At 35.7% G+C, this 25,637-nt stretch carries 24 protein-coding genes; 11 read left to right on the top strand and 13 right to left on the bottom strand.

Going from position 1 to position 25,637, the window contains the following annotated elements; all coding sequences use genetic code 11:
- The first annotated feature begins 62 nt into the window (after positions 1-62).
- Genes ccoG through CHSO_RS24280 form a run of 4 tightly spaced genes read left to right on the top strand, consistent with a single transcriptional unit; the run spans position 63 to position 3,458 of the window.
- A complete protein-coding gene (gene ccoG, locus CHSO_RS24265) occupies positions 63-1,517 on the top strand; it encodes a cytochrome c oxidase accessory protein CcoG (protein WP_045501415.1) in 1,455 nt (484 codons plus the stop codon).
- A gap of 9 nt (positions 1,518-1,526) precedes the next feature.
- Complete coding sequence (locus CHSO_RS24270; protein ID WP_045501416.1) at positions 1,527-1,979, top strand: FixH family protein; 453 nt, start codon at positions 1,527-1,529, stop codon at positions 1,977-1,979.
- A complete protein-coding gene (locus tag CHSO_RS24275; RefSeq protein WP_045501417.1) occupies positions 1,970-2,695 on the top strand; it encodes a sulfite exporter TauE/SafE family protein in 726 nt (241 codons plus the stop codon). Before CHSO_RS24270 ends, CHSO_RS24275 begins: the two co-directional genes overlap by 10 nt.
- A 19-nt stretch (positions 2,696-2,714) precedes the next feature.
- A complete protein-coding gene (locus tag CHSO_RS24280) occupies positions 2,715-3,458 on the top strand; it encodes a hypothetical protein (RefSeq protein ID WP_045501422.1) in 744 nt (247 codons plus the stop codon).
- A 52-nt stretch (positions 3,459-3,510) separates the two neighbouring features.
- Here the strand turns inward: CHSO_RS24280 and serS are convergent, their stop codons facing one another.
- The 11 genes from serS to CHSO_RS24335 all read right to left on the bottom strand — a co-directional run bounded on the left by serS (position 3,511) and on the right by CHSO_RS24335 (position 16,097).
- Positions 3,511-4,779 (bottom strand): serine--tRNA ligase, encoded by a 1,269-nt coding sequence (gene serS, locus CHSO_RS24285; RefSeq protein WP_045501424.1) that lies wholly within the window; start codon positions 4,777-4,779, stop codon positions 3,511-3,513.
- A 63-nt stretch (positions 4,780-4,842) separates the two neighbouring features.
- A complete protein-coding gene (locus CHSO_RS24290; RefSeq protein WP_045501426.1) occupies positions 4,843-5,346 on the bottom strand; it encodes a hypothetical protein in 504 nt (167 codons plus the stop codon).
- A 27-nt stretch (positions 5,347-5,373) separates the two neighbouring features.
- On the bottom strand, positions 5,374-6,618 hold the full coding sequence (locus tag CHSO_RS24295; RefSeq protein ID WP_045501428.1) for an oligosaccharide flippase family protein: 1,245 nt from the start codon (positions 6,616-6,618) through the stop codon (positions 5,374-5,376).
- Positions 6,615-7,763 carry a glycosyltransferase gene (locus tag CHSO_RS24300; protein ID WP_144429031.1) on the bottom strand — a complete coding sequence of 383 codons (1,149 nt, stop codon included), beginning with the start codon at positions 7,761-7,763 and terminating at the stop codon, positions 6,615-6,617. The genes CHSO_RS24295 and CHSO_RS24300 overlap by 4 nt, the downstream gene beginning before the upstream one ends.
- A gap of 184 nt (positions 7,764-7,947) precedes the next feature.
- A complete protein-coding gene (locus CHSO_RS24305) occupies positions 7,948-8,436 on the bottom strand; it encodes a hypothetical protein (protein WP_045501431.1) in 489 nt (162 codons plus the stop codon).
- Between the two features lie 82 nt (positions 8,437-8,518).
- Positions 8,519-9,334 (bottom strand): FkbM family methyltransferase, encoded by an 816-nt coding sequence (locus CHSO_RS24310; RefSeq protein WP_045501433.1) that lies wholly within the window; start codon positions 9,332-9,334, stop codon positions 8,519-8,521.
- 146 nt (positions 9,335-9,480) lie between these two features.
- On the bottom strand, positions 9,481-10,590 hold the full coding sequence (locus CHSO_RS24315) for a hypothetical protein (protein WP_144429032.1): 1,110 nt from the start codon (positions 10,588-10,590) through the stop codon (positions 9,481-9,483).
- Between the two features lie 59 nt (positions 10,591-10,649).
- Entirely contained in the window at positions 10,650-11,435 is a 786-nt protein-coding gene (locus tag CHSO_RS24320; protein ID WP_045501437.1) for a (Fe-S)-binding protein, read from the bottom strand.
- A 90-nt stretch (positions 11,436-11,525) separates the two neighbouring features.
- The gene (locus CHSO_RS24325) at positions 11,526-12,854 is read right to left on the bottom strand and encodes a (Fe-S)-binding protein (protein ID WP_045501439.1); all 1,329 of its coding nucleotides are present in this window, start codon (positions 12,852-12,854) and stop codon (positions 11,526-11,528) included.
- Positions 12,855-12,862: 8 nt separating this feature from the next.
- On the bottom strand, positions 12,863-13,813 hold the full coding sequence (locus tag CHSO_RS24330) for an MlaD family protein (RefSeq protein WP_045501441.1): 951 nt from the start codon (positions 13,811-13,813) through the stop codon (positions 12,863-12,865).
- 130 nt (positions 13,814-13,943) lie between these two features.
- Complete coding sequence (locus tag CHSO_RS24335) at positions 13,944-16,097, bottom strand: peptidylprolyl isomerase (protein WP_045501443.1); 2,154 nt, start codon at positions 16,095-16,097, stop codon at positions 13,944-13,946.
- Positions 16,098-16,357: 260 nt separating this feature from the next.
- Here CHSO_RS24335 and lon point away from each other — a divergent pair, with 260 nt between their 5' ends.
- The gene (gene lon / locus CHSO_RS24340; protein WP_045501445.1) at positions 16,358-18,763 is read left to right on the top strand and encodes an endopeptidase La; all 2,406 of its coding nucleotides are present in this window, start codon (positions 16,358-16,360) and stop codon (positions 18,761-18,763) included.
- Positions 18,764-18,954: 191 nt separating this feature from the next.
- Positions 18,955-20,067: an AI-2E family transporter gene (locus CHSO_RS24345; RefSeq protein WP_045501447.1), complete on the top strand. Its 1,113-nt coding sequence runs from the start codon at positions 18,955-18,957 to the stop codon at positions 20,065-20,067.
- Between the two features lie 82 nt (positions 20,068-20,149).
- Here the strand turns inward: CHSO_RS24345 and CHSO_RS24350 are convergent, their stop codons facing one another.
- Entirely contained in the window at positions 20,150-20,392 is a 243-nt protein-coding gene (locus CHSO_RS24350; RefSeq protein ID WP_045501449.1) for a bacteriocin-like protein, read from the bottom strand.
- Between the two features lie 153 nt (positions 20,393-20,545).
- Here CHSO_RS24350 and CHSO_RS24355 point away from each other — a divergent pair, with 153 nt between their 5' ends.
- The gene (locus CHSO_RS24355) at positions 20,546-20,923 is read left to right on the top strand and encodes a MauE/DoxX family redox-associated membrane protein (RefSeq protein WP_045501451.1); all 378 of its coding nucleotides are present in this window, start codon (positions 20,546-20,548) and stop codon (positions 20,921-20,923) included.
- A 54-nt stretch (positions 20,924-20,977) separates the two neighbouring features.
- Here the strand turns inward: CHSO_RS24355 and CHSO_RS24360 are convergent, their stop codons facing one another.
- A complete protein-coding gene (locus tag CHSO_RS24360; RefSeq protein WP_045501453.1) occupies positions 20,978-22,336 on the bottom strand; it encodes an acyl-CoA dehydrogenase family protein in 1,359 nt (452 codons plus the stop codon).
- A gap of 210 nt (positions 22,337-22,546) precedes the next feature.
- Between CHSO_RS24360 and CHSO_RS24365 the strand changes: the two genes are divergently transcribed.
- The 4 genes from CHSO_RS24365 to CHSO_RS24380 all read left to right on the top strand — a co-directional run bounded on the left by CHSO_RS24365 (position 22,547) and on the right by CHSO_RS24380 (position 25,612).
- A complete protein-coding gene (locus CHSO_RS24365) occupies positions 22,547-23,467 on the top strand; it encodes a DUF4349 domain-containing protein (protein ID WP_045501455.1) in 921 nt (306 codons plus the stop codon).
- A gap of 141 nt (positions 23,468-23,608) precedes the next feature.
- Positions 23,609-24,484 (top strand): TraB/GumN family protein, encoded by an 876-nt coding sequence (locus CHSO_RS24370; protein WP_052480716.1) that lies wholly within the window; start codon positions 23,609-23,611, stop codon positions 24,482-24,484.
- A 98-nt stretch (positions 24,485-24,582) separates the two neighbouring features.
- Positions 24,583-25,017, top strand: a complete 435-nt coding sequence (locus CHSO_RS24375; protein WP_410493413.1) for an RNA polymerase sigma factor — start codon at positions 24,583-24,585, stop codon at positions 25,015-25,017.
- Positions 25,007-25,612, top strand: coding sequence for a hypothetical protein (locus tag CHSO_RS24380; RefSeq protein ID WP_045501459.1), 606 nt, complete (start codon positions 25,007-25,009; stop codon positions 25,610-25,612). Before CHSO_RS24375 ends, CHSO_RS24380 begins: the two co-directional genes overlap by 11 nt.
- Positions 25,613-25,637 lie beyond the last annotated feature (25 nt).

The raw sequence follows: 25,637 nt of genomic DNA on the forward strand, positions 1-25,637 counted from the left end.
ATTTGTTATTACCTTAAAAATAGTAACGAATTATGTTTTTTCTTTTTTAAATACATTACAATATGTCAGACATAGAAGAAATAGAAGTACGAGGCGGACAGGGACAGGTTCTGGACCCTGAAACTTACAGAGATTCTATCGGGACAATGGAGCAATCCGGTAAAAGAAGATGGGTATTTCCGAGAAAACCAAAAGGAAAATACACCAACTATAGAAACATTGTAAGCTATCTATTATTAATTATTTATTTTTCATTACCATTTATCAAAATCAATGGTAATCCATTGTTGTTATTCAATGTGATAGACAGAGAGTTTTTCATTTTTGGACAGCCTTTCTATCCACAGGACTTTTTTATCCTTACTTTAGGTGCCATCGCATCATTAATCTTTATTATCGTTTTTACGATTGCATTCGGAAGAATTTTCTGCGGGTGGATTTGCCCTCAGACAATTTTTATGGAATCCATCTTCCGTAAAATCGAATATCTGATTGAAGGTGACCGAAACAAGCAAATGAAGCTGGACAGACAAGAGTGGAACAGTGAAAAGATTTGGAAAAGGACTTTAAAATGGTCTGTTTACATTGTTATTTCATTAATCATTACTCACTTTATGTTCATGTATATTGTGGGCTATGAAGAAGTATTCAAGATTGTGTCTGAAGGGCCGTTTGCGCATCCTACCAATTTTATCGTAATGATTCTCCTTACCGCCGCATTTTACTTTGTATTTGCATGGTTCAGAGAACAAGTATGTACATTGGTTTGTCCATACGGTAGACTTCAGGGTGTATTAATTGATAAAGATACCATCAATGTCTTCTATGACTTCAAAAGAGGAGAAGGAAGATCAAAATGGAGAAAGGGAGAAGATCGAAAAGCTGCAGGTAAAGGAGATTGTATTGATTGTCATCAGTGTGTAGTGGTATGTCCTACCGGAATTGATATTAGAGACGGACAACAGCTGGAATGTATCAACTGTACAGCGTGTATTGATGCCTGCGATGAAGTCATGGAAAAAGTAGGCCTTCCGAAAGGTCTCATCAGATATGCTTCTGAAAATGAAATTGAGAAAGAAATTCCATTCAAGTTTACCGGAAGAATGAAAGGATTCAGTATCTTCTTATTCCTTTTGGTAGGATTCTTAGGATATCTTCTTTACAGCCGTGGAGAAATGGAAGCTAAATTCATTAAACCGGCAGGAAGTACATTCTTCGTGAAAGAAGGAAAAATCATCAATACCTATAATTATACCTTCCTGAATAAAACCAATGAGAAGAAAATGGTTACCATCAAGGTCATTGCACCTGCTCATGGGGAGATTACTTATAGTGCTTCAAGCAAAATTCCGGTAGACAGAGATAAAATTTCCAAAGGAACAATTAATATCAGTTTCCCTGAGGATGAAATGAAACTTTCTAAACAGAACATCACAATCGGAGTTTATGACATGAAAGGTAAGCTTATCGATTCTTATCAAACTTATTTTGAAGGACCATTCAAATTACAATTTTAATTAGACAAAATGAAGAACTTTAGTTGGGGACACGGTGTTGTAATTGCATTAGCAGCATTTATTATTTTTATATTATCCATGATGTTTCTTTTCCCGAACGGGCAAAAAAACTCTGAAATGGTAACAGATAATTATTACGAAGAGGAATTGCAATACCAGGATGTAATTGACTCTAAGAAAAGAGCTGACGAACTGCAGGAAAAACCTGTATTCAGCCAAGACACCAATGGAATTAAAATCACTTTTCCAAAGGATTATACTCATTCAAACACAACGGTAAAATTTGTTTTAAACAGAACCGACGACCAGAATTTAGATATCAAAAAATCTGTAGAACTTGATGCCAACCACACGTTCATTATCCCTGCACAGGTATTGAAAATGGGGAATTATACCTTAAGACTGAGCTGGACAAAAGATAAAACAGACTATAGAATGGATTATGATGTGATATGGAAATAGGACTTATTGTATCGGCTATTGCCTTAGGCTTTGCTTCCGGTTTTCACTGTATCGGAATGTGTGGGCCTATTGCTTTATCGATGGGATTAACCAAGAAACAGGCAGCTAATTTTTATCTTCAAAATCTTACCTATCAGTTCGGAAGAATTTTTACCTATTCATTATTAGGTGCACTTCTTGGAATTATAGGGCAAGGATTTGAGATGGCTGGTTTTCAGAAATACCTGACCATCACTGCCGGCGTTCTGCTTATTATTATGGCTGTATTCTCATTTGGCGGAAAAGACTTTGCTTCAAAGATTCCTTTCCTGTCCAAATTTTTATACTCTGTTAAATCTAATTTAGGGCGCTTGCTCCAAAAGGCAGATTACCGTTCAAGATTTACAACCGGAATTCTTAATGGATTCTTACCATGCGGAATGGTTTATATGGCCCTTACAGCAAGTCTAGCTGGCGGAGGAATATGGCAGGGAGCCTTATATATGGCTTTATTTGGTTTGGGAACCCTTCCGTTCATGTTCGCCATCGTTCTGGCCGGAAATCTTATGAATCAGGCTTTCAGAACAAAGGTTTTAAAGGCAGTTCCTATCATTATGATTATTTTAGGCGGACTTTTCATTCTCAGAGGTTTAGAGCTTGGAATTCCTTATGTTTCTCCAAAAGCCGAATCCATGACGATTTCAAAAGATCCTAACGGAGCTGTTAACTGCCATTAATTAGAATTTATAATATACCATGAAGAAAATAATCGTCTTATTTTTAATAAGTCTGTTTACTCTACAATCCTGCAGCATCAATACCGAAGTTATCTATCATAAAGATTCAGCTGCATCTATGATTACGGATGTAGATACCCGAGAGTTTATGGCAGAGATGCAAGCTATGACACCAGATTCATTAAAACAAGACAAGTTTAAGGAGATGGACAGGTTCCCAACGGTGTGGACAAGCATGTATGATCTTCTAAAAAAAGAAGGAAAACTGAAAACGGAAAATCAGGACACGATCAGGATTATAAAAAAGGTTTTTATAAAATCTACAAAAGAAGACAATAAACCCGTCCCTATTGGATTTTCCTTTAAATTAGATCACATCACCCCCACTGATTATGAAATTATTAAAAATTTCAATAAAGACGAAAAATTACCCTTTGATCAAAACATACTCAATACCTGGGATGGAAAAACATTAACCATTAATACGGATTTTTTCAATATTAAAAACATTGAAGAAGTACTTCGATCTCAAGGATCAAAAGAAGAGACGGAAAAAATGGAAGGTATGATGATGATGTTTCTTAAAAATATCGGAACAACTTTAAAGTTTGAAACAAAAATAAAATCGATCACCGGCAAACATGACTGGCTAAAACAGCTTGATGACTACTCGGTAAGAGTAGAATACGATCTAAAAGCTATAAATGAGAAGGATTCAAAATTGAAAAATGCTGATAAAAAGATTATCATTGTCACTGAATAAAAACAAAACCCACCGAAATTCGGTGGGTTTTTACTTTAAATTAAATCATCAATTAGTTAATGATATCAAACCTCGCGTATTCCGCAATTTTCTTAGGAAGTTTAATTCCTTCCGTGGTTTGATTGTTCTCCAATAACGCAGCCATAATTCTTGGCAAAGCCATTGCAGATCCGTTCAGGGTATGAACCAACTGAGATTTACCATCGGCTTTGTAGCGGCACTTCAATCGGTTAGCCTGGAATGTTTCAAAGTTGGAAACAGAACTTACTTCTAACCACATTTCCTGTGCAGCACTCCATACTTCAAAATCATAAGTCATTGCCGCAGCAAAACCTGTATCTCCACCACACAGTCTTAATACTCTGAATGGAAGTTCAAGATCTGTAAGAATTTCTTTGATGTGCTCTACCATTTCTTCTAATACAGCATAAGAATTTTCTGGTTTTTCTATTCTTACAATCTCTACTTTTTCAAATTGGTGAAGACGGTTCAACCCTCTTACATGAGCACCGTAGCTTCCTGCTTCTCTTCTGTAGCATTGTGAGAAAGCCGTATTTTTAATCGGAAGATCTTTTTCATCCAATAATACATCACGGTAAAGGTTCGTTACAGGAACTTCTGCAGTAGGAATCAGGTATAATTTATCTTCGCTGATATAGTACATCTGTCCTTCTTTATCAGGCAGCTGTCCTGTTCCAAAACCAGAAGCTTCATTTACTACGTGAGGCGGATTTACTTCTGTATATCCTTTTTCAACGTTCTTATCAAGGAAATACTGAACCAAAGCTCTTTGCAGTCTTGCTCCTTTTCCTAAATAAACAGGGAAACCTGCTCCTGCAATTTTTACTCCTAATTCGAAATCAATAAGGTTATATTTTTTAGCCAGTTCCCAGTGAGGAATAGCTCCTTCACCAAGACCTTCTACTGTATGAGACTGAAAAATAGTTTCATTATCGTCAGCAGAAGCACCGCTTTTTACCAATTCATTTGGAATGTTAGGAAGCTGATACAGAATGTTTAATAATTCGGTTTCTTTTACTTCCAGTTGAGATTTCAATTCTGAACTCGACTCTTTGTACTGTGCTGTTTTAGATTTTGCCGATTCCGCTTCTTCCTTCTTTCCTTCCTTCATTAAAAGTCCAATTTCCTTGGAGATTTTATTGATCTCGGAAAGCTGGGAATCTAATTCAAATTGGATTCTTTTTCTTTCGTCGTCAGTAGCAATAGCTTCGTCTACCAACTCAAGATTCTTGAATTGTCTTTTTTGAAGACCTTCTAAAACGCGTTCTTTGTTGTCGCGTAAAAAATTGACTTGTAACATTTTATTGAGATGTTAAATATTAAATTCAGCCTAATATAAGCTAATAATTTTACAAATTTAAAACTATTTTGTGATAGTCACGTTATTTATCGAATTGGGGGCGCCTGCATCTTTTGAAAATACAGATTTATTATTGTATAAAACTTCAGAAACCTGAAATAATTCCGGTGTGTTTCTATAACGGATTTCAAGAATATCCGTAATCGACTGAGTCGTATTATTAACGGTTTTGTTTAAGGTAAGTGCCATCCTTGAATAATAAGTGGTACCGGCAGAATCAAATTTCTTTCTTTGGGCTCCTCCAATATATTCGATATAAAAAACAGAATCCTGTCTCATTCTCAGAGGAATAGAGGTAACAGGAGAGATATCCTTAGCTCCCAACATATCATTTACTGAAAAACTGGTAAAAGAGCCGCTCTTTTTAGCATTCAATAAATCCGGATTGGTATCAGACTTCATATAGATATTCAGAATCTGATCAATTCTTTGTAAAGAATCGTCATCACTTCCGCAGCTGATAAGCACACCGCTTAATAATAAGATATAAAGAAAGATATTTTTCATTCCAGCAAAGATAAAAAGATTTTGCCATTAAGGCAGTTTCCTTAAGTAGGAAAAGAAAAAAAACAGAAACCCCAACCCTGAAATAAGAAGTGTAGCCGTCATTGCAATTCCCATCCCAATAGCACCATAAGCAGGAACCAATAGATAAGCAAGCACCGCCAGAAATATAAGAGAACCACTGCTGAGCCAGGTATTAATTTCAACTTTCCCTACCGCCGGCAAAAGGTTTCCATACAGATTTCTGGTTAGCATTCCTAAAGTGAATCCCACTGATAAGATCATAAATAGTGTTGTATTCTCTACATATGCTTCTCCAAAGAAGAAAATAATAATATACTTTTTAAATAGATAAAAGAAAAGCAGGATGCCCAGGCAAATGGGAATAAAAAATTTATTAAAATTTACCACATAGGACTGCAGAAACTTCTTATCCTTAAAATTTTTTGAAAGAACCGGGAAGTCACTCTGCAGAAAACTGGTCGCTAAAAAAATAATATTAGAAGGAATCAGAATAGCAGTTCTGTAATTGGCAACGGCATTTTCATTCATCATAAATCCAAGTAACATGATATCCAACGAATACAGAGCATCTGAAGTAAGGGAGGTAAACGCTGTAAAGATCCCATATCTCCACATTTCTTTATAATTCTCAAGCTTGAGTGCCTGATGAGAATAAATATCTTTCTTTAACCACAGTAAAGATAAATATGGAGCAATACTGATGGCAATAAGATAACCGTAAAATTTAAAGAAGTAGGTAAGAACCAATACCAGTAATAATCCACCAATATTCACTACATTGTTGATTCTTGCAAATATCTGATTGCTACCGGTAATTCTATAAAAAACCTGGATATGATTGAGAAAGTAAAACCCTCCAAGTCTTACAGCACAGGCAGTAAAAATAATGAAGATATCTTCATACTTATGAAAATAGAAGACAGAAGCGCTCAAAAACAGGATAATAAGGATCAGTTCAAAAAGAAATCCTTTGAAAAAAAAGTAAGACGATATCTTTAATTTCTCTTCTTTATCGGGTGAAATAGATCCAAAACGCATTAAACTCTGGCTGCTTCCAAAACCAGTGAAAGGGGCAAAAATAGTGAGAACAGAAAGGACAATACTTAAAACTCCAAACTCATTTTCAGGCAATAATCTGATAATCAATAAAGACCCAAAAAAACTACTGATTTTTGCAATAAGGAACGAAAAGAAAACATGATGTCCACTATTACTGAAAAAACTTCTTAAAAAATCTATCAGACTTTTCATGAGATGCTGTTTTTAGAAATAACTTCATCATAAACGGCTGTAAACTGTTCGGCAATAGCCTTTCTGGAATATTTATCAACACAAAAATTCCTGATTTCAGCTTCACTTTTAAAGAGATATTCCTGTTTACAAACTTTCTCCAAAATATGATAAAGCTGATCTGTATTATCTTTTTCTACTCCAATTCCTAACCCTTCAATAATAAATTCTGCGGCTCCGCCCACCATAGTTGAGATCACAGGTTTTCCACATGCATAGGATTCCAGAATGACACACCCCTGAGTCTCATTTTCACTGAATAAGATAAAATAATCTGAGTTTTGCATTTTTCCAGCAACTTCAGCATAACTTATAGCATCAAAAACCTCTATATACTCTTCTGCTGATAGCTTTTTAACCAAAGCCAGCAAAGATTCCGAATCACCATCTCCTCCTATCTCCAGACTCACCTGATATCCGTTTTGATGCAACAGATGAACGGCATTGATAATGTCTTTAGGCCTTTTACGGGGAATCAAACTTGATACATGAAGAAACTTCACATGATTTGACACCTTAGTTTTAGGGTTAAGGGTAAAAACTTCAGTATCTACCACATTCGAAATAACTTTCATTGGTGTGGAAATTCCCAACTGTTTCAGGCTCTCTTTCAGGTTATAGCTAACCGGTAAGATATATCCGGCATGTTTAGCAATATATTTTGCAATACGTTTAATATTCCCTGATGTTTGGGAAAGATTTTGCTTTTGTAAAGCCGTCCAGTGTTCCGTAACTACAAATGGAATTTTAAATTTCTTTTTCAGATAAACAGCAAACAACATATTGTTATGCAAAACATTAGCATGAACAAGATCCGGTGTATTCAGTTTGGCAAATCCATTAAAATAAGCTCTCATTCTTCTTAAAAAGTTCTGAACCGGATTTTTTGAGTTTTTATAATAAATGATTAAGGTTCTGATCCCATTAATTATTCTGTCATCATAAAAATACAGCTCTTCCTGCTCAAAATTACCTATAGCATGCAGTATTTCAACATCACATGATAATGAAACGGCTTCCGCGTGTCGCTGCACAAAATTACCATTGGTAGGTTCTAATGTATTAGGAAACCATGACGAGATGAAGAGTATCTTTTTTCTTTTCAAAATGTTATTGAGTTGTATCTGTGTTTTGCTATTAATGCAAACCACATCACAGCAAACAATGGTTAAAGGTAATCAATTTCCCTCTTTTATCCGAACAAGTTCAGAATATCAAAATTTCTATAATTCCGGGTATAAAAAAAGGACGATATACATCATCCTTATGTTATTCTTGATTGTAAAACACTTAACTGATCCCTCCAGCCCAACTTTTCTCCAATGGAAGAAGAAAATGGCTTAAAAAATCAAGATAAGTATTTTTAGAAAAGTCAAAAACTTCAATGTTTTTAGACAATTCACCATTTCTTAATTTGTTCTTGAAATCAAGAAGTTTTAATGTTTTTACTTCTCCGTTTTCTACAAAGCTGGCTTTCATCCTGTCAAATAATCCCAACTGATACTCTTCATCAATCTCTCTCATCACCTTTCCTAAAGCATCAATACTGCATCCTGATGCCATTTCTTTCTCTTCATCAACACATACAATAATGAATTGATTTTTTTCAATTTTAAATGATGAAGAAAGCGGTTTTCCATGGGCAGCCCAAGTGGCAAGGAAATCAAATAGTTTTTCCGTGATAGCCTTTGCTTCTTTAGTTTCAAATGGTCTTGAAGCCGGATATATAATGACTCTGTAGTCGTTTGTTTCTACAACGTTTGATTCTTCAATTTTCATATCTAATCAATTTAGAGGATAAAATTACGATTTTTTCTTCAGACAGAACGTGACTTATATCCTGTAAAGAGATTCTTCCCTGTTAAAGAGATTCAAATACGGCATTGTAAGAGTTCTCGTTTCTACTCAATACTTTTGTCTTAGAATAGCCCTTATCAAGGAGTATACGAATTAGTTCTTCTTCACTATGATCTGAACTTTTCAACGCAATATTGTTTATTTCTATGATAATTTTAGGCTGATAATGAGCAAGAATTTTCTGCATCCCTTGTAATGCGGAAAACTCACCGCCTTCAATATCTATTTTAATAAGATCAATCTTTGTAATTTGTTGATTTTCCACATATTCATCCAGAATAATACTTTTCACCTTCTCTTTTGCAGTGAAATTCTTAAGATAAGACGAAGCCATTCCTACATTTCCATAACTTTCGTCGTACAAAATTTCAATATAATCATTGTTATCTGCAACAGCCAGATGCTCGAGCGTAACATTTTTGAAGTGATTAATGGAAAGATGTTGAGAAAATTTTTCATAATTAGGCTTAAAGGCTTCAAAAGCGTACACTCTACCCTCTTTTCCAACAATTTTAGATGCATTTAATGAAAATAGGCCAATATTTCCTCCCACATCTATGAAGGTATCTCCATTCTTCAAAACAGAATACAGATAATCTATCTCATTCTTTTCATAGTCTCCTACGAAATAAAGCTGCTGTTGAATCCAGTCACCGAGATCTAAATTAAGTTGGATGGAGCCTCTGTAAACAATATTTTTCTTTACCCCATCAAAAAGATGGTATGGATTGAAAATATACTTATGAAAAGTAAAATATTTTTGTCTGAAAAAAGGGATGCTTAAAATAATTTTAAAAAATGAAGCTAGAAGACTTCCCATACTAGTTTTATCTGTCCGCAATATACAGCATTTTGAATAAAAAAATTGAGATTGTTTCTGAAGTTTATGATTCGATATTATAACATTTGCTTTTACAGTAAATAGTAACCAATAATATAACTTCACTCCTTTTCTTAAAGATAAAATTATACAATGGTTGAGAGTCTAGTATTATTATATTTTTGGCTCAATACATAAAGAGTCATAATAAAAATAGGGAAGATAAACGGGAAGAAAAGTCTTAAGTCTGCTGACTGTGGAAAGAAAAAGAATTTGATGTACACATTCCCAAGAAAAAGAACCGAAATCATTCTTACCCTAGCCTCTTTCGACATCCAAAAAATTAAGCCTATCATGACAGAAACAGCAAGAGTTACTTTTTTAAAAGCAATAATTTTGCTGTAAACAACCTGTAAATAAGCAGACAAGCTCACATGAGCCGGCTGGGCCGAGATGATAGGTCTTCTATGGATAAATGAGTCATAAAAAAGATCTACCCAACCCGGATAATTATAAAATCTCATGACGAATACATAGATTGATAAGATCACAATGCCTTGTGCCATAAGAACAATATCAATTTTCTTTTCTGTAAAGTAATCAAATAAAAAAACGGCACCAAGGTAGGTTAAGGCAAATGTAATATAATCAGGCCGTATAAAGGTCATGATCAGAAGAAGTAAGAACATTCTCCATTGCCCCCATTTTTTTATAAGCCCTATCACAAACATTAAGATAAACAGAAAAATAAACATATCCGGAGTAGACTCCCCTGCCATAAAAGTAATTGTTGGCATAAACATAATCCCAGCTGTTAACAGGGCTGCAAGAATATACTTTTCTGGAAACAGTAATTTTAATATATAAAAGAGTAATACCCCTGAAATAAAGTAAGAGATAAAACCGGTAAATAATACAGACATTGGTGGTGAAAGCCCCAGCTTATAAAAAAGAGTAATCATGAGGACATACCCTATCTTTATCTGAAAATAGGGTAATTGTTCTGTGAAAGACTGTGTATTTTTTGCAAAATATTGCCTGGCTATGGCCCAGGGTTTAACCCCTATAAGGTTGTTATACTGATCTGCAGGGGCCTCTTTTTTTATATGTGAGAATGTAAGTTCACGAACTTTATCTGGAGAATCCGGAAACTCAGTTGTGAACATACTCCCCAGGTATCCCGGCATATCCCAATCATATACTCTGTTGTTATAATTCCGATAGGTCAGAAACGCTAATATGGATATTATGAACAAAAAGGATATACCCCATTTAACCCTCATATAACAATATTACAGTCTGGTGACGGGTAAGATTATAGATCGTCTGCTTCAGCAAGAAGCTCAACGATATCTTTTACTGCCACTTCAGTATTTTTGTTGAAATGCTTTACCCCATCTGTCATCATCGTATTGCAGAATGGACATCCTGTAGCAATCACTTTAGGTTCAAAAGATAAAGCTTCTTCGGTTCTTTCGATATTGATGTCTTTATTTCCTTTTTCAGGCTCTTTAAACATCTGTGCTCCACCAGCTCCACAACAAAGACCGTTTGTTCTGCAACGCTTCATCTCTACAAGCTCTGCATCAAGCTTTTCAAGTAAAATTCTTGGTGCTTCATATTCATCATTCGCACGTCCTAAATAACAAGGATCGTGGAAGGTAATCTTTTTACCTTTGAATGCTCCGCCTTCAATTTTCAATCTTCCTTCTTCCATTAAGGTTTTAAGGAATTGAGTGTGGTGAACTACTTCAAAGTGACCTCCAAGGCTTGGATATTCATTTTTAAGAGTATTGAAACAGTGTGGACATGCTGTTACAATTTTTTTCACTTCGTAAGCATTCAGAACTTCAATATTGGTAAGGGCCATCATCTGGAAAACGAATTCGTTTCCGGCTCTTTTCGCAGGATCTCCGGTACAGCTTTCTTCCTGTCCCAACACTGCAAATTCAACCCCTATTTTATTCAATATCTTGCAAAATGCTTTAGTAATTTTTTTGGCACGGTCGTCAAAACTACCTGCACATCCAACCCAAAATAAAACTTCCGGTGATTTTCCTTCGGCAGCATATTCTGCCATTGTTTTTATATTGAAATCCATTTCTTTTAAATTAAATAATGTAACAATCTAGCAATATATCAATGTAACAATCTATTGGTAAATTTTTAAATTGATACATTGGTACATTTATTAATCATTGGCCCAATTCAGACGGTCTGCCTGGTTATACTGCCAAGGAGCAGCATTGTTCTCCACATTTGTCATCATCAGATTCAATTCCTGTGGAGCAGCTGACTGTTCCATTACCAGGAATCTTCTCATTTCGAAGATAATAGAAAGCGGATCCAACAATACCGGACAAGCATCCGTACATGCATTACATGTAGTACAAGCCCAAAGTTCTTCCTTAGTGATATAGTCATTCAACAGCTTTTTGCCGTCGTCTACAAATTTTCCGTTTTTATCAATGTTTCTTCCTACTTCTTCCAATCTGTCTCTTGTCTTCATTAAGATTAATCTCGGAGATAGTTTTTTGCCTGTAATATTGGCAGGACAAACAGAAGTACAACGTCCGCATTCTGTACATGAATACGCATTCAGCAATTGCACCTGATTAAGATCAAAAATATCTTCAGCTCCAAATTTGGAAGGGGCATCTGCTTCAGCTCCTTCTGCTGGTGCAGCATAAGGATCTGCATTAGGATCCATCATCAGCTTGATCTCTTTAGTTACAGAATCAAGGTTGTTGAATTTTCCTTTTTTATCAAGATTAGCATACCAAGTACTTGGGAAGGCTAAAATAATGTGTAAATGTTTTGAATAATACAGATAATTCATGAAGAACAAAATTCCTACAAAGTGGAACCACCAGGCCCCTTTTTCTGTAAAATGTAAAAATCCGTCTCCGAAATTAGTAAAAACAGGTCCAAGAATAGTTGAACTGATCGGGAAGCTGCCCAGTACAGGCATCACCCCTCTTTGTTGCAGTACCCAATCGGCAGCGTTCATTTTAAAGAAAGCCATCATTAAAGCAAACTCAATAATAAGAATCCAGTTAGCATCATGTTTTGGCCATCCGAAAAGTTCTTTCATGGTTAATCTCTTCACTCCATAAAAGTTTCTTCTGATGAAAAACACCACCACTCCTATCACAACAAGAAGAGCAAGAATTTCTAATGTCGCTGTAAAGAAACTATAGAATCCGTTTCCAAAAACTGAAGCCAGGAAACGATGTGTTCCAAACAGTCCATCAACAATAATTTCAATAAGTTCTATATTGATAATAACAAAACCAACGTACACGAAAAGGTGTAAAATACCGGCAACAGGACGTTTCACCATCTTGCTTTGTCCCATAGCTACTCTAGCCATGGTACTCCAGCGTTCAGATTTTCTATCGTTTCTGTTGATCTCGTGACCAAGTCTGATATTTCTATAGATCTTCAGCAGGCTTTTGGCAAACAGTCCAAATCCGGCCACTAATAAAATCAGGAAAATAATGTTATCGATGTACTGCATAAGGCGTATTAGTCTTTATTATTTTTACCGAAAACTGAGAAATTGATGTATCTCTTAGGGTTCGCTTTCATATCTTCAATCAATGAATTCAAGTTAGAAGATGCTGAATTCAGGTTGTTGTATAATTTATCATCCTTCATCAGCTTTCCTAAGCTTCCCTCTCCTTTGTCTATTCCGCCAATTACCTGATTCAGTTTTCCTACAGTAGCATCCAGATTAGCAATTGTTGCATTTAATTGCTTCGTATCGATACTTTGTGCAAGATTTCCGTATTTATCCAATGTTACTTTACCACTCTGCATAGTAAGGCTCGCATCGTCCAATACTTTCTGTAGTTTAGGATCATTATGACCGACAAGGCTGTTTACACTTCCTGCCGTTGTTTCCAATGCTCCTACTGTCTTATTAAGGTTAGATAATAACGCTTTGATTTCTGCTCTGTTCTGAGCATCTACAAGCAGGTTGGCATTCGCCATTAAAGAGTCTACTCTATGTAAAACAACCTGTAACTGATCTTTTACCGGGCCTACCTGAGAAGACAAACTCCCCATCATTCCCAGTTTGAAAGCTCCTTTCAAAGTGTCTCCATCTTTTGCTGTAACTCCACCATAAACCAGATTTACTCTCATTTCTTTACCGGACATTAATCCCGGTTCGAAAATTTCCAGTGATGAGTTTTTTGAAAATTCGAACTTGTTATCAACTGTAATTTTTACAACAAAACTGATTTTACCATCCTTTGCTGTTTGAGGAATGATCTTATCAACCTGGCCTACTTTAAGACCATTAATAGAGACTGCTGAAGACTGCGCAAGGCCTTCTACATTGTCATATTTTGCGTAAAAGATATTGTCGGTAGTAAAAAGGCTCTTCCCTTTCATAAATTGAAACAACACCACAAAGCCTACGATAGCTAGAAGTGCAATCACACCCGCTTTTAATTCTTTACTGAACTTCACTTGCTAATTTTTTTCTAATAAGCAAATATAATACATTTTAAATAAATCTTTTCCTTTATTATTCTGCGTTAAATACAAAAAAAAAGCGACAAAAAAATTGTCGCTTTTATATTGATAGATATTTAATCTCTTATTGTTGCTGATTTCCCAGCTTGTTCCAGATCTCGATTCTGTAGTCCTGGATATCTGCATTATCCTGAAGACTTTTCAACCAAGCCTGTCCGAACATTCCTGCATTTCTTTGAGAAATAGACTCTGTAAATTGCTTAATATCACCTGGCTGTTTGTTTACAGTCTCTGATTTTTTAATCAGTACATAAACACCTGTTCCTCCTTCAACGGGGTTAGAAAGTTTACCTTTTGCAACGCCAAACGCTGCACCGGCAACTTTAGGTTCCATAGCTCCATTAACTGAAGGGTTTAATAGGTTCACCTGAGCAGTTTGTTTTGTAGTAGCAAACAATGCAGCAATCTGATCTAAACCTGAAGCTTTCGCTCCTGCAATTTTATCAGAAATTTGTTTTGCAGCCAATTTGTTTTTAACAATCACTTCAATCTGATCTCTTACAGATTCAGGATCAGCAAGACCAGCTTCTTGTTTTCCGTTCATGAATACAACAATTTTGTCTCCTGTTCCCTCTACATTGAATAATTCTGTATCTCCTTTAGATCTTTTCTTATCAAAAGCCCAAGTAAGGATTTCACCATCTTTTTCAGTACCTAATCCCTGAAGTTGTCCTTCAAATCTCTTCGCCGTTTTAGGATTAGTGAACTGGAAGTTTCCTTTCTTAGCAATATTCACGAAATCGTTGAAAGATTTCCCTTGAACCTGCTGAATGAATTTTCTAGCGTTTTTATCTGTTTCAGCTTCTGTAGCATCTGAAGGCTTGATTTCTTTTACAAGATTAGCCACCTTATACCCCATTGATCCAGATTTTTTATCTTCAATATTGATGATGTGGTAACCAAACTGAGTTTCCACAACCCCTGTTGCTCCTTTAGGATTGTTGGCAAGATAAGTAAGGAACTCAGGAACAAAAGGTGTTTCCGGAGTTGTCCATCCAAGGCTACCCCCTTGTGCAGCAGAGTTTGGATCATTTGAAAGCTTAAGGAATTCTGTAAATTTAGCCGGCGTTGCTTTTACGATAGCTCCGATAGAGTCTGCTAATTTCTTAGCCTGCTCTTTAGATCTAGATACTCCTTCTCCTGCCGGGCTTCCTTTGAAAGCAATCAGAATATGTCTTGACAATGTAGAATCTGAAGTCTTCTTACCTACCAGCTTAGAAACTACATAGAAATTTTGTTCTTTATATGGACCAAATGTCTGTCCCACCGCAGCTGTTGCGATCTGACCTTGTATCGTAGCAGGCAATTGTGTAGGCTTAACATACTGAGGATTGAAAGGTGAATCTGAGTTTGCCATTACAAACATAGAGTCATTCTTTGTATTCTGGAAATTTTCAGTACCTCCACTAGCATCTGTCCCTCCTGAGTATAATTTTGTAATTTCCTTTAAAGCGGCTGCATCATCTGCTGCACTTGGCTTAGAAGGGAAAAACACAATACCTAAGTTTCTGCTAGGCTCAGCTTTGAACATTACCGGGTGCTGCTTGATGTAGTTCGCAAGATCTTCCGTAGTAACATTGATCTTTGTTTTTTGAAGGTAAGCTGCATAGTCTACCTTTACAAAGTCGATGTCAGCAAGCTGATCTCTTTCTTTCATCAATTCTTCAGCTTCTTTCTTACCGGTAGTAATCCCTGCTGAAATATTGGTAAACACCTGTCTTGCCATCAGTCTATACTCGATTGATTTTCTAGTTTTCAACCATTGAGCATATCCCTGAGGATTAGTGTTCTTTAATGTTTCAATTTCTTTTTTAAGGTCTTGAGTTTTAAAGTTCCCTTTCTCATCAAAAAACTGTTGATTTTGAGCGAACATCTGATCATACTGGATTTGATTCCAGAAATAATCATCAGTCATTTCAAAGCCCAATTTCTCAAACTGTTGCTTGATAAGTTTAGATTGAACAAGTAACTGCCAAGCCTGCTCTTCAAGACCATTCTTTGGACGACCTTGTTGTTCAGCCTGTTGTTGCAGCACGAAAAGTTGATCATTAAACTCTTCGCGGGTGATTTTCTCACCGTTTACTTTTCCTAAAACGTCAGGATTCTTACCAAAAACCTTGTCGATACTATCTGGGTTCACCAAGAACGCCAAAAGCGCTAAGGCTATTACTCCCATTAAAAGCCAAGGCTTACTCCTAATCTGTCCTAAAATTGCCATTTTATAAATTATAGTTTTTTATCAGTTTGCGAAAATACACATTTTTAAGAAATTAGAGAAGCAGAAGTTCTTTATTTTCATTTTAATTCCTAAAGATTATCTAAAAAAGGAAATTTTGACCATATTTTTTAGCAAAAAACAAATGGCATAAGTATTGTGCAATCTAGAACATTATAATATAGCACACGTTTTCAGCGCTTATTATAAAAAATCCATTTAACGATTAAATACGAAAATGACAATTTGTCATTCTTTCCATTATGACAGAATTTGAAGATATAAGTTTAGAAGAAATGATCGGCGACGGTTTTGATATCGTTACTGAAGAAATCAATCTTTCCGATTTTGGGGAGACTGAAAAAAATTCCGAACAGAAAATATTCCCAATACTTCCGGTAAGAAATATGGTTATGTTCCCTAATGTGGTAATTCCTATTACTGCAGGAAGAAAAACCTCTATACAACTCCTTGAGGAAGCGCAGAAAAACGGAGATTTCATCGGAATTGTAAGCCAGAAGAATTCTGATCTTGAGCAACCTACCGAAAAGGATATCTATACAACCGGTACACTAGCAAAGATTATTAAGATTATAAAACTTCCTGAAGGTAACATTACTGCTATCACCAAAGGTTTCCATAGATTTAAAATCAAGAGAATCGTTGAAAACCAACCTTATTTCAGAGCTGAAATAACCAAACTGAAGGATAATAAACCCAAAAATCAGGAGGAATATGAAGCTTTGTTGGAAAACATCAAAGATCTTGCTTTAAAAATTATTGAGCTGGATCCTAACATTCCGAATGCGGCCAATTTTGCGATCAAAAACATTAACAACAACGATGATCTGCTGAATTTCATCTGTACCAATGCCAGCTTCCCGTCTTTGGAAAAGCAAAGACTGCTTGAAGAAAAAAGCATGATGGAAAGAGCTAATAAATGCTATGAAATGATGCATGAGGACTTCAGAAAACTGGAATTGAGAAATCAGATCCACCAGAAAACCTCAAAAGATCTTGATAAGCAGCAAAGAGAATATTTTCTAAACCAACAGATCAGAACAATCCAGGAAGAATTAGGCGGTGGACCGGAGAGTGATGTTGCAGATCTTATCGCTAAGGCGAAAACAAAAAAATGGAACCAGGAAGTTGAGGATCACTTCCTGAAGGAAATTGGAAGATTACAAAGACAGAATCCTAATTCTCCGGACTATAATGTACAGAGAAATTATCTGGATTTCTTCACAGATCTTCCATGGGAAACTTACACCAAAGATATTTTTGACATTGCTAAGGCTGAAAAAGTATTAGATAAAGCCCATTTCGGACTTGAAGATATTAAGAAAAGAATTCTGGAACACATGGCTGTTTTAAAATTGAAAAACAACATGAAATCCCCCATTCTATTGTTGGTGGGACCTCCGGGAGTAGGTAAAACTTCCCTAGGAAAATCTATTGCGGATGCTTTAGGCAGAAAATACGTAAGATTATCTTTAGGAGGTCTTCATGATGAAAGTGAAATCCGTGGACACAGAAAGACTTATATTGGTGCAATGGCTGGAAGAATTCTTCAGTCTATTAAAAAGGCGGGAACCTCAAATCCGGTAATTGTTTTGGATGAGATTGACAAAATTGGACAGGGACTTCACGGAGACCCAAGCTCTGCACTTTTAGAAGTTCTTGATCCTGAACAAAATAAAGCGTTCTACGACAACTTCCTTGAAATGGGATATGATCTGTCGAAAGTAATGTTTATTGCCACAGCAAACTCTCTTTCAACCATTCAGACTCCACTTTTGGACAGAACGGAAATTATTCAGATCGCAGGATACACTCTGGAAGAAAAAATTGAGATTGCAAAACGGCACTTAATCAAAAAACAGCAGGAAGAGAACGGTTTGGATGCCAAATCTTTCAAACTTGGAAATGCTGAACTTAAACATATTATTGAGGCACATACTTCTGAAAGCGGCGTAAGAACCCTAGAAAAAAGAATTGCTTCTGTTGCAAGATGGGTAGCATTACAAACTGCTTTGGTAAAAGAATATGATCCAAAGATTTCATTGGAAAAAGTAGATGAAATTCTTGGAGTTCCAAGACCGAAAAGTTTATCTGAAATTACAGATGCCCCAGGTGTAGTAACAGGTCTTGCCTGGACAAGTGTAGGGGGTGACATTTTATATATTGAAAGCATCCTAAGCAATGGAAAAGGAGCGTTAACGATGACCGGAAATCTGGGAACTGTTATGAAAGAATCTGCTACTATTGCATTAGAATACATTAAGGCTAAACATAATGAATTGGGAATTCCTCAGGAAGATCTGGACAAGAAAAACATCCACGTTCACGTTCCTGAAGGGGCTACGCCAAAAGATGGACCATCTGCCGGTATTGCTATGTTGACCTCAATGGTTTCTTCTTTTAAAAATAAAAAGATCAAACCTCACCTTGCCATGACAGGAGAGATTACTTTAAGAGGAAAAGTACTTCCTGTAGGAGGAATCAAGGAAAAACTTCTTGCTGCAACCAGAGCAGGAGTAAAGGATGTTATTCTTTGTGAAGCCAATAGAAAAGATGTAGAAGAGATTAAGAAGGATTATTTAAAGAATCTGAAAGTACACTACGTTAACAGAATGGAAGAAGTCATAGACATTGCCATTGAAAAATAAAAACAACTTATTTACATATTAACTTCTCAATAAGAAACACGTTCTGAAATTCAGGGCGTGTTTCTGTTTTTACAGGTGATTTTAAGAGTGAATTTTGATATGCAGAAATAAAAATCCACACTGTTTGAATAAAAAACTCTTAAGTTCGATGGGTTTTTCTTATTTTTATTCCTTACTGCAGATTTTAGATTATGAATTTTCTTAGACTTCCTTTCCTTGTTAAACTTACCCTTGTTGTTATCTCGATTATTGGGATCGGGTATCTTTTAGCATTGGGCCAGACCATTTTAGCCCCTTTTTTCTTTGCATTCCTGATGGCTATGCTGTTTTTACCGGCAGCCACTTTTATGGAAAAAACACTAAGATTTCCGAGATCTGTATCAACAATGACTTCCGTATTCATTATGTTGATAATTTTAGCAGGAATCATTTACTTTTTCACCAATCAGCTATCTGATTTCAGCAAGGATCTTCCTCATCTGAGAGAGCAGCTTACTACCGTTTTTAACAATGCCCAACATTGGGTTTCCAAAACTTTCAATGTAAAGGTAGATGAGCAGGTAGATTACATCAACCAGGCACTGAATAAGCTTTTATCTTCTTCCGGTGCCATTTTAGGTTTTACATTCGGGATTTTTTCAACAGGATTTGGGTTTATCATATTCTTTACTCTATTTTTCATCTTTATCTTAAATTACAGAAGACTGTTGAATAACTTTATTATTACTGTATTTAAAGAAAGACATAAATCAAGGGTTCAAGATGCTGTGAATGAAATTCGTATCATGACCAAGAAATACATCTTCGGACTTTGTCTTCAGGTTATTATTGTATCTATCCTAACCTCTATTGTACTTACCGTTTTAGGCGTAAAATATGCTATCCTTTTAGCGGTTTTAACAGGGTTATTAAATGTAATTCCCTATTTGGGTATTTTCACATCGCTACTGATCTCCTGTTTTATCGCATTTGCTACTGGCAGCCCTTCAACATGTATTTATGTAGCCATCGGATATATTGGCATTCATGCCATAGATGGAAATATTGTACTTCCATTTGTTGTAGGTTCCAGAGTGAAAATCAATGCTTTATTTTCTTTCATAGGCATTCTTTTAGGAGAACACCTTTGGGGAATTGCCGGAATGTTCCTTTGTATTCCCGCCATTGCCATTATTAAGATTATCTGCGAAAAAGTTGAAGATTTAAGACCTTGGGGAAAACTACTTGGAGAAGAAGAAAAACCTAACAAAAAGAAGAAAAGCTATAAGATTTCAAAAAATATCACTTTGAAAGAAATGGACTGATATTATGAGTGATGAGTAATAAAAAAATCAATCTCAATAAAAACGGCTGCCCTTAAACAGGACAGCCGTTGTATTATTCGATTTATGGTAAAGCGCAATATGGGTGCATTCCATTTGGACAGGTTTCTGTACAAAGAATATTAGACTGTATATCCGGACAGTATCCATAGTCCTGCCCTCCACCACCAGTACCTCCTAAACAAGGATCACCAGGTGGAATTTTACATGGGCATCCTATAGGGCCAATATCACATTTTCCAATACCAACTCCACCCTGGATTTCTCTTAAGTTTGTTCGATTTAGTTTTTTAAGATTTTTCAACATAATATTATTAGTTTAGTTTGTTTTCAAATATAAATAATAAAACGATGCAAAAGTTCGCATTAACCTACCATTAACCCAACCAATATAACCTTTCATTAAAAAAATCACATTAGAATTGTATTTTTATTCTACATTTGATATAAAATATTTATTATGAAAATCATCAAATTTATCATCTGTATTTTATTTGGGGTTATGTTTATTAATGCGGGATTAGACAAGTTCTTTCATTACAACCCGGTTCCTCCACTCACCGATGCACAAATGAAAATATACGCAGCATTTGGAGAAATAGGATGGCTATTGCCACTCGTAGGAACTGTAGAAGTAATTGGCGGCCTTTTATTTATCTTTCCAAAAACAAGAGCATTAGGAGCCATCATTATTCTGCCAGTTTTAACAGGAATTTTGATTCATAACGTATACAGAGATCCCTCCACCACTGGTATTTGTATTTCCGGCATTCTATTTCTGATTAATATCTGGATATTAATTGATAACCGAGAGAAATATAAAAATCTGGTTGGATAGCAATTAGAACTTCAAAGATAGCAGATGACATCAAACATCATCTGCTATCTTCCATTATATAAAAGCGCTAAATCCGGTAATTGATCGTCCTACAATGAGCGAGTTAATTTCTTTTGTTCCTTCATAAGAATAAATAGCTTCGGCATCTGCGACAAAACGGGCAACATCATATTCCAGAAGAATACCATTTCCGCCCATCACTTCTCTCGCTCTGGAAACAATATCCCGGGTTCTTAATGTACAGAAAACCTTAGCCAATGAAGCATGTTCATCCTTTAAAATCCCCTCATCCTGCATTTCAGACAACCTGAAAACCATAGTCTGCATAGCAGTAAGATTGGATAACATTTCCACCAAATGCCCCTGAATCATCTGAAAGGAAGCAATCGGTTTTCCAAACTGTTCTCTTGTTCGGGTATATGCCAAAGCGCTTTCATAAGCTCCTCTTGCACATCCGGTTGCCATCCAGGCTACTCCTGCCCTTGTCATTCTCAGCACTTTTCCTGTATCTTTAAATGAATTAGCGTTCTGCAGGCGGTTTTCTTCTGTAACCAGACAGTCTTTAAGGGTAATTAATCCGTTCTGGACTATTCTCAAAGCCATTTTTCCTTTGATTTTCTCTACAGAATATCCCGGATTGTCTTTTTCAACAATAAATCCTTTTACTTCACCGCTATCTAAATCTCTTGCCCAGATAATAACAAGATCTGCAAAGGTGGCGTTTCCTATCCATTTTTTCTGACCGTTTAAAACCCAGCCTTCATCCGTTTTCTTACAAGTAACGGTAAGTCCGCCCGCAGCTCCGGAGCCTACTTCCGGCTCGGTAAGTCCAAAGGCTCCTATTTTTTCAAACTTCTGCATCTGCGGAAGCCATTTCTGTTTTTGTTCTTCTGAACCACAGATATAGATAGAACCCATTGCTAATCCTGACTGCACTCCAAAAAAGGTAGCAATAGAGGCATCAATTCTTGCCATTTCCATAGCAATAACCCCTTCCATCAGAAAAGGCATTCCCGGACAGCCATATCCTTCATAGGTTACTCCGCAAATATCCAGCTTTTGAAATTTTGGAATCAATTCAAAAGGGAATTCATCTCTAAGCCAGTAATGGTTGACCAAAGGTTTTATTTCTTTCTCCATAAAGGCTTTTACTTTCAGCTGGATTTCCCGCTGTTCAGGAGATAAAGTATGGTAGATATCATAAAAATCACCATCAATGGGAGGAAGTTCTTTCTTTTTCTTATCAGGATCAAGCATTTTCATGAGCCCTGAGAGTTGTTTATCATCAAGCTTTGAAAAATTATGCATCAATTTGGGCAAATCTACTTTTTGTGAAATAGCACTTAGCTGCTCAAAATCTATGGACGTAAATAGCCCTATTGCATTTCTGATTTTAGAAAAGGTATTTGACATAATGATATATTGTGATTTTGGTTTGTAAAAAGATAAGCAAAAATTACTCCGAAAGCAAACAATCAACTCACCACTTATTTTACAAAACATTAATATTCAAATCGTTAAACGAGAATATTCTCTTTACAAGTTTTTTACTTCCCATTTTCAAGAATTACAAAAAATCCTGACTGAACTTTGACTCAAGCAAAACCTCAAAAATCTTACGCTATGAAAACGAATTACATTACATTATCATTATCTGCTGTTCTTTTACTGGGAATTTATTCATGTAAAAAAGTAGAAGCTACCAGCAGCGAACTTAAAGACTATGAAGCATCAACAGATTCTGCTGCCGTTGTAGCAGACAGTGTTTCATCCGTTGCCAGCATGGAAGTTAAGGATAAAAAATTCATCAAAACGGCAGATGTCAACATGGAAGTAAAGGATGTTTACAATGCTACAATTGCGATTGAAAAATCGGCACAGGATCTTGGAGGTTTTGTTACCAAAAGCAATCTTCAGAGCAATGTTGTTTATGAAGACACTTACAATACTTCTGACACTGAAGCCATGCTCATCAAAAAGTACAAGACTGAAAACACAATGCAGGTGCGTGTACCCACTGAAAAACTTGGTGAATTTCTAACGTTCATCAATACCAACAAGTTATTTCTTAATTCGAGAACCATCAATGCGGAAGATGTTACTGCTAATATTAAATATTCTGAACTGGAAGCGAAAAGAAACCAAAAGACTTCAGAAAATATTGACAAGATAAAAACCAACAAAGACAAAGTATCCTTAGATGACAATAATATGTCTGAAGGAAATCTTCAAAAACTGAATACCATGAGTATGGCCGACAACCTGAAATACAGCACAATTGACATCTACATCAAAGAGCCAAAACTGCGCATTGCTGAAATTGCTGTAACCAATACAGACAGCATTGATAATAAATATAAATACAACTTTATATATGATGCAAAAGACGGTTTTGTTTATGGGTTTTATCTGATTCAGAGAATAATCGTAGGTCTTATCAATATCTGGCCCATTGTATTAATTGCAGCCGGAGTGGTTTATTTGTTAAGAAAAAGAAAAGCAAAAAGGCCTGAACTTCCTAAACCTTCGGAACAGAACTCCTAACCTATGGGTTATCATCATAATTTTAGATTTTACAGCCTCCTGTTTTCAGGAGGTTTTTATTTTTTTTAAAAAAAACTGTAACGATTGTCACCCACCCCTTACCTACTGTTTAAAAGAAAAGAAAATCAAAAAATAAATACTATGAAAAATTTAATAAAACTTGGATTCGCAGCATTACTGTCAATACATTTCACAACAGCAACTGCACAGAATAAGAACACAGGAAATGAAAACAGCCTGCTTTGGGAAATATCCGGAAACGGACTTTCTAAACCCTCTTATATTACCGGAACTTTTCATATCTTATGCAGTAAAGATTTTGAAATAAAACCTAAAGTACTGAAAGCACTAGATAAATCAGAAAACTTTGTCATGGAAATCAATTATACAGATCCCAGCGAAATGACTGACTTACAAAAAATGTATCAGAACGATAAGAAAATATCCGATCAGCTTTCACCCAATGAAGCTAAAGAATTGGATAAAATTCTTGCAGATTATGGGACAAATCTGGAAAAAACAAATAACTCCAGTCCTCAGGCTCTTTACGCACTTCTTAGTATGAAAGCGATCCCATGTCCTCAAACTGAAATGAAGATGTATGAGATCGAGCTTCTTCAGAATGCTATTAAAGGAAAAAAGAATATCAAAGGTTTGGAGAAAGTAAATGATCAGATGAAATCAATCAATAATGCTTATGATCTCAAAGCTACCATTGCCCAGTTAAAATTAGGTAAAGAATATGAAACATTATTTAAAAGTATGATCGCAGCTTTTAAAAATGAAGATGCTCAGTCATTATACACTCTTTTTAAGGATGAAAGATTTATGAATGCTAAGCAGGAAAAAGCGATGCTTACAGACAGAAATAAAAACTGGGTAGAAATAATTCCAGAAATGATGAGGGCCGGAAGTTCATTTTTCGCAGTAGGAGGATCCCATTTAATGGGAGAAAACGGAGTTATCCCACTTTTACAGTCAAAAGGATATACAGTAAAACCCGTACATAGCCTATAACAATAACCAACCATAAAACTATTGTGAGTAATCCCACTGAAACAGCCTTTTTAAAGCTTGTTAATCAGCACAAAGGCATTTTATACAAAGCTTCCCGGATCTATGCAGATTCCTTAGAAGACCGGGAAGACCTTCAGCAGGAAATCCTTATCCAGTTGTGGAAATCTTATCAAAATTTTAAAGGAAATAGTGAATTTTCTACCTGGATGTATCGTGTTGCCATCAATACTGCTATTACTTATTTAAAGAAAGAAAAACAGAGAGCAAAAAACCATACAGACTCGCCCCATCATTTTGAAGTGCAACAGGAAGATTACAATCCTACAAAGGATAGACAACTGGAAATTTTCTATCGTGCCGTTCAGGAATTAAATGCTTTGGAAAAGGCTGTTATATTTTATTTCATGGAAGGAATGTCACATAAAGAAATTGGAAACAACCTCGGGCTTAGCGAAGGCAATGCCCGTGTAAAACTCAACAGAACAAAAGAAAAAATACAGCAAATCATAAAAAAATCAGGTTATGAATTTTGATCAATTAAAAGAACAGTGGAATAATGAAGACAGCAATGTTCATATTCCGGACACTATAGAACAATTAAAGGAAAGTAAGCACCCTATTGAAAAAATCCAAAAAAACATGAAAAAAGAATTCCCGGCACAGGTTCTGGCGATTATTCTTATCGGATTTTTCCCTCTTCAGTTTAATTTTTCTGCTTCTCAATATCTTATTTATTATATATCCTACACCCTGATGGTTGTTATATCAACCTATTATCTTTATGGATTTTATAAGTTCTATAAGCAAACGGAACTCTACACAGGAAACACCAAGAGCAGTCTTTGGAAAATTTTCCATGAGCTTAGGTTGAATATGGAAAGATACCAGTCATTCGGATTTTTACTCCTGCCCCACTTCCTGCTCACTATTGTACTGACAATCTATAATACTTTGGAAGAAAAAGGGAAGACATTATCTGAACTCACCAACGCTCATCAGTATTCTTTAATTCTGACTGTTTTGATAGGAACCCTTTTTGTTGTAATAAGCATTATTTTATGGACAAAGTATATTTATGGACGCCAGGCTAAACAATTGGAAAACATTCTGAATGAAATGGACGAATAACATTCAAAAGAGCATTTTTAAACCC

Origin of the sequence: Chryseobacterium sp. StRB126, assembly GCF_000829375.1 — a bacterium.
In the GTDB taxonomy this organism is placed as follows: domain Bacteria; phylum Bacteroidota; class Bacteroidia; order Flavobacteriales; family Weeksellaceae; genus Chryseobacterium.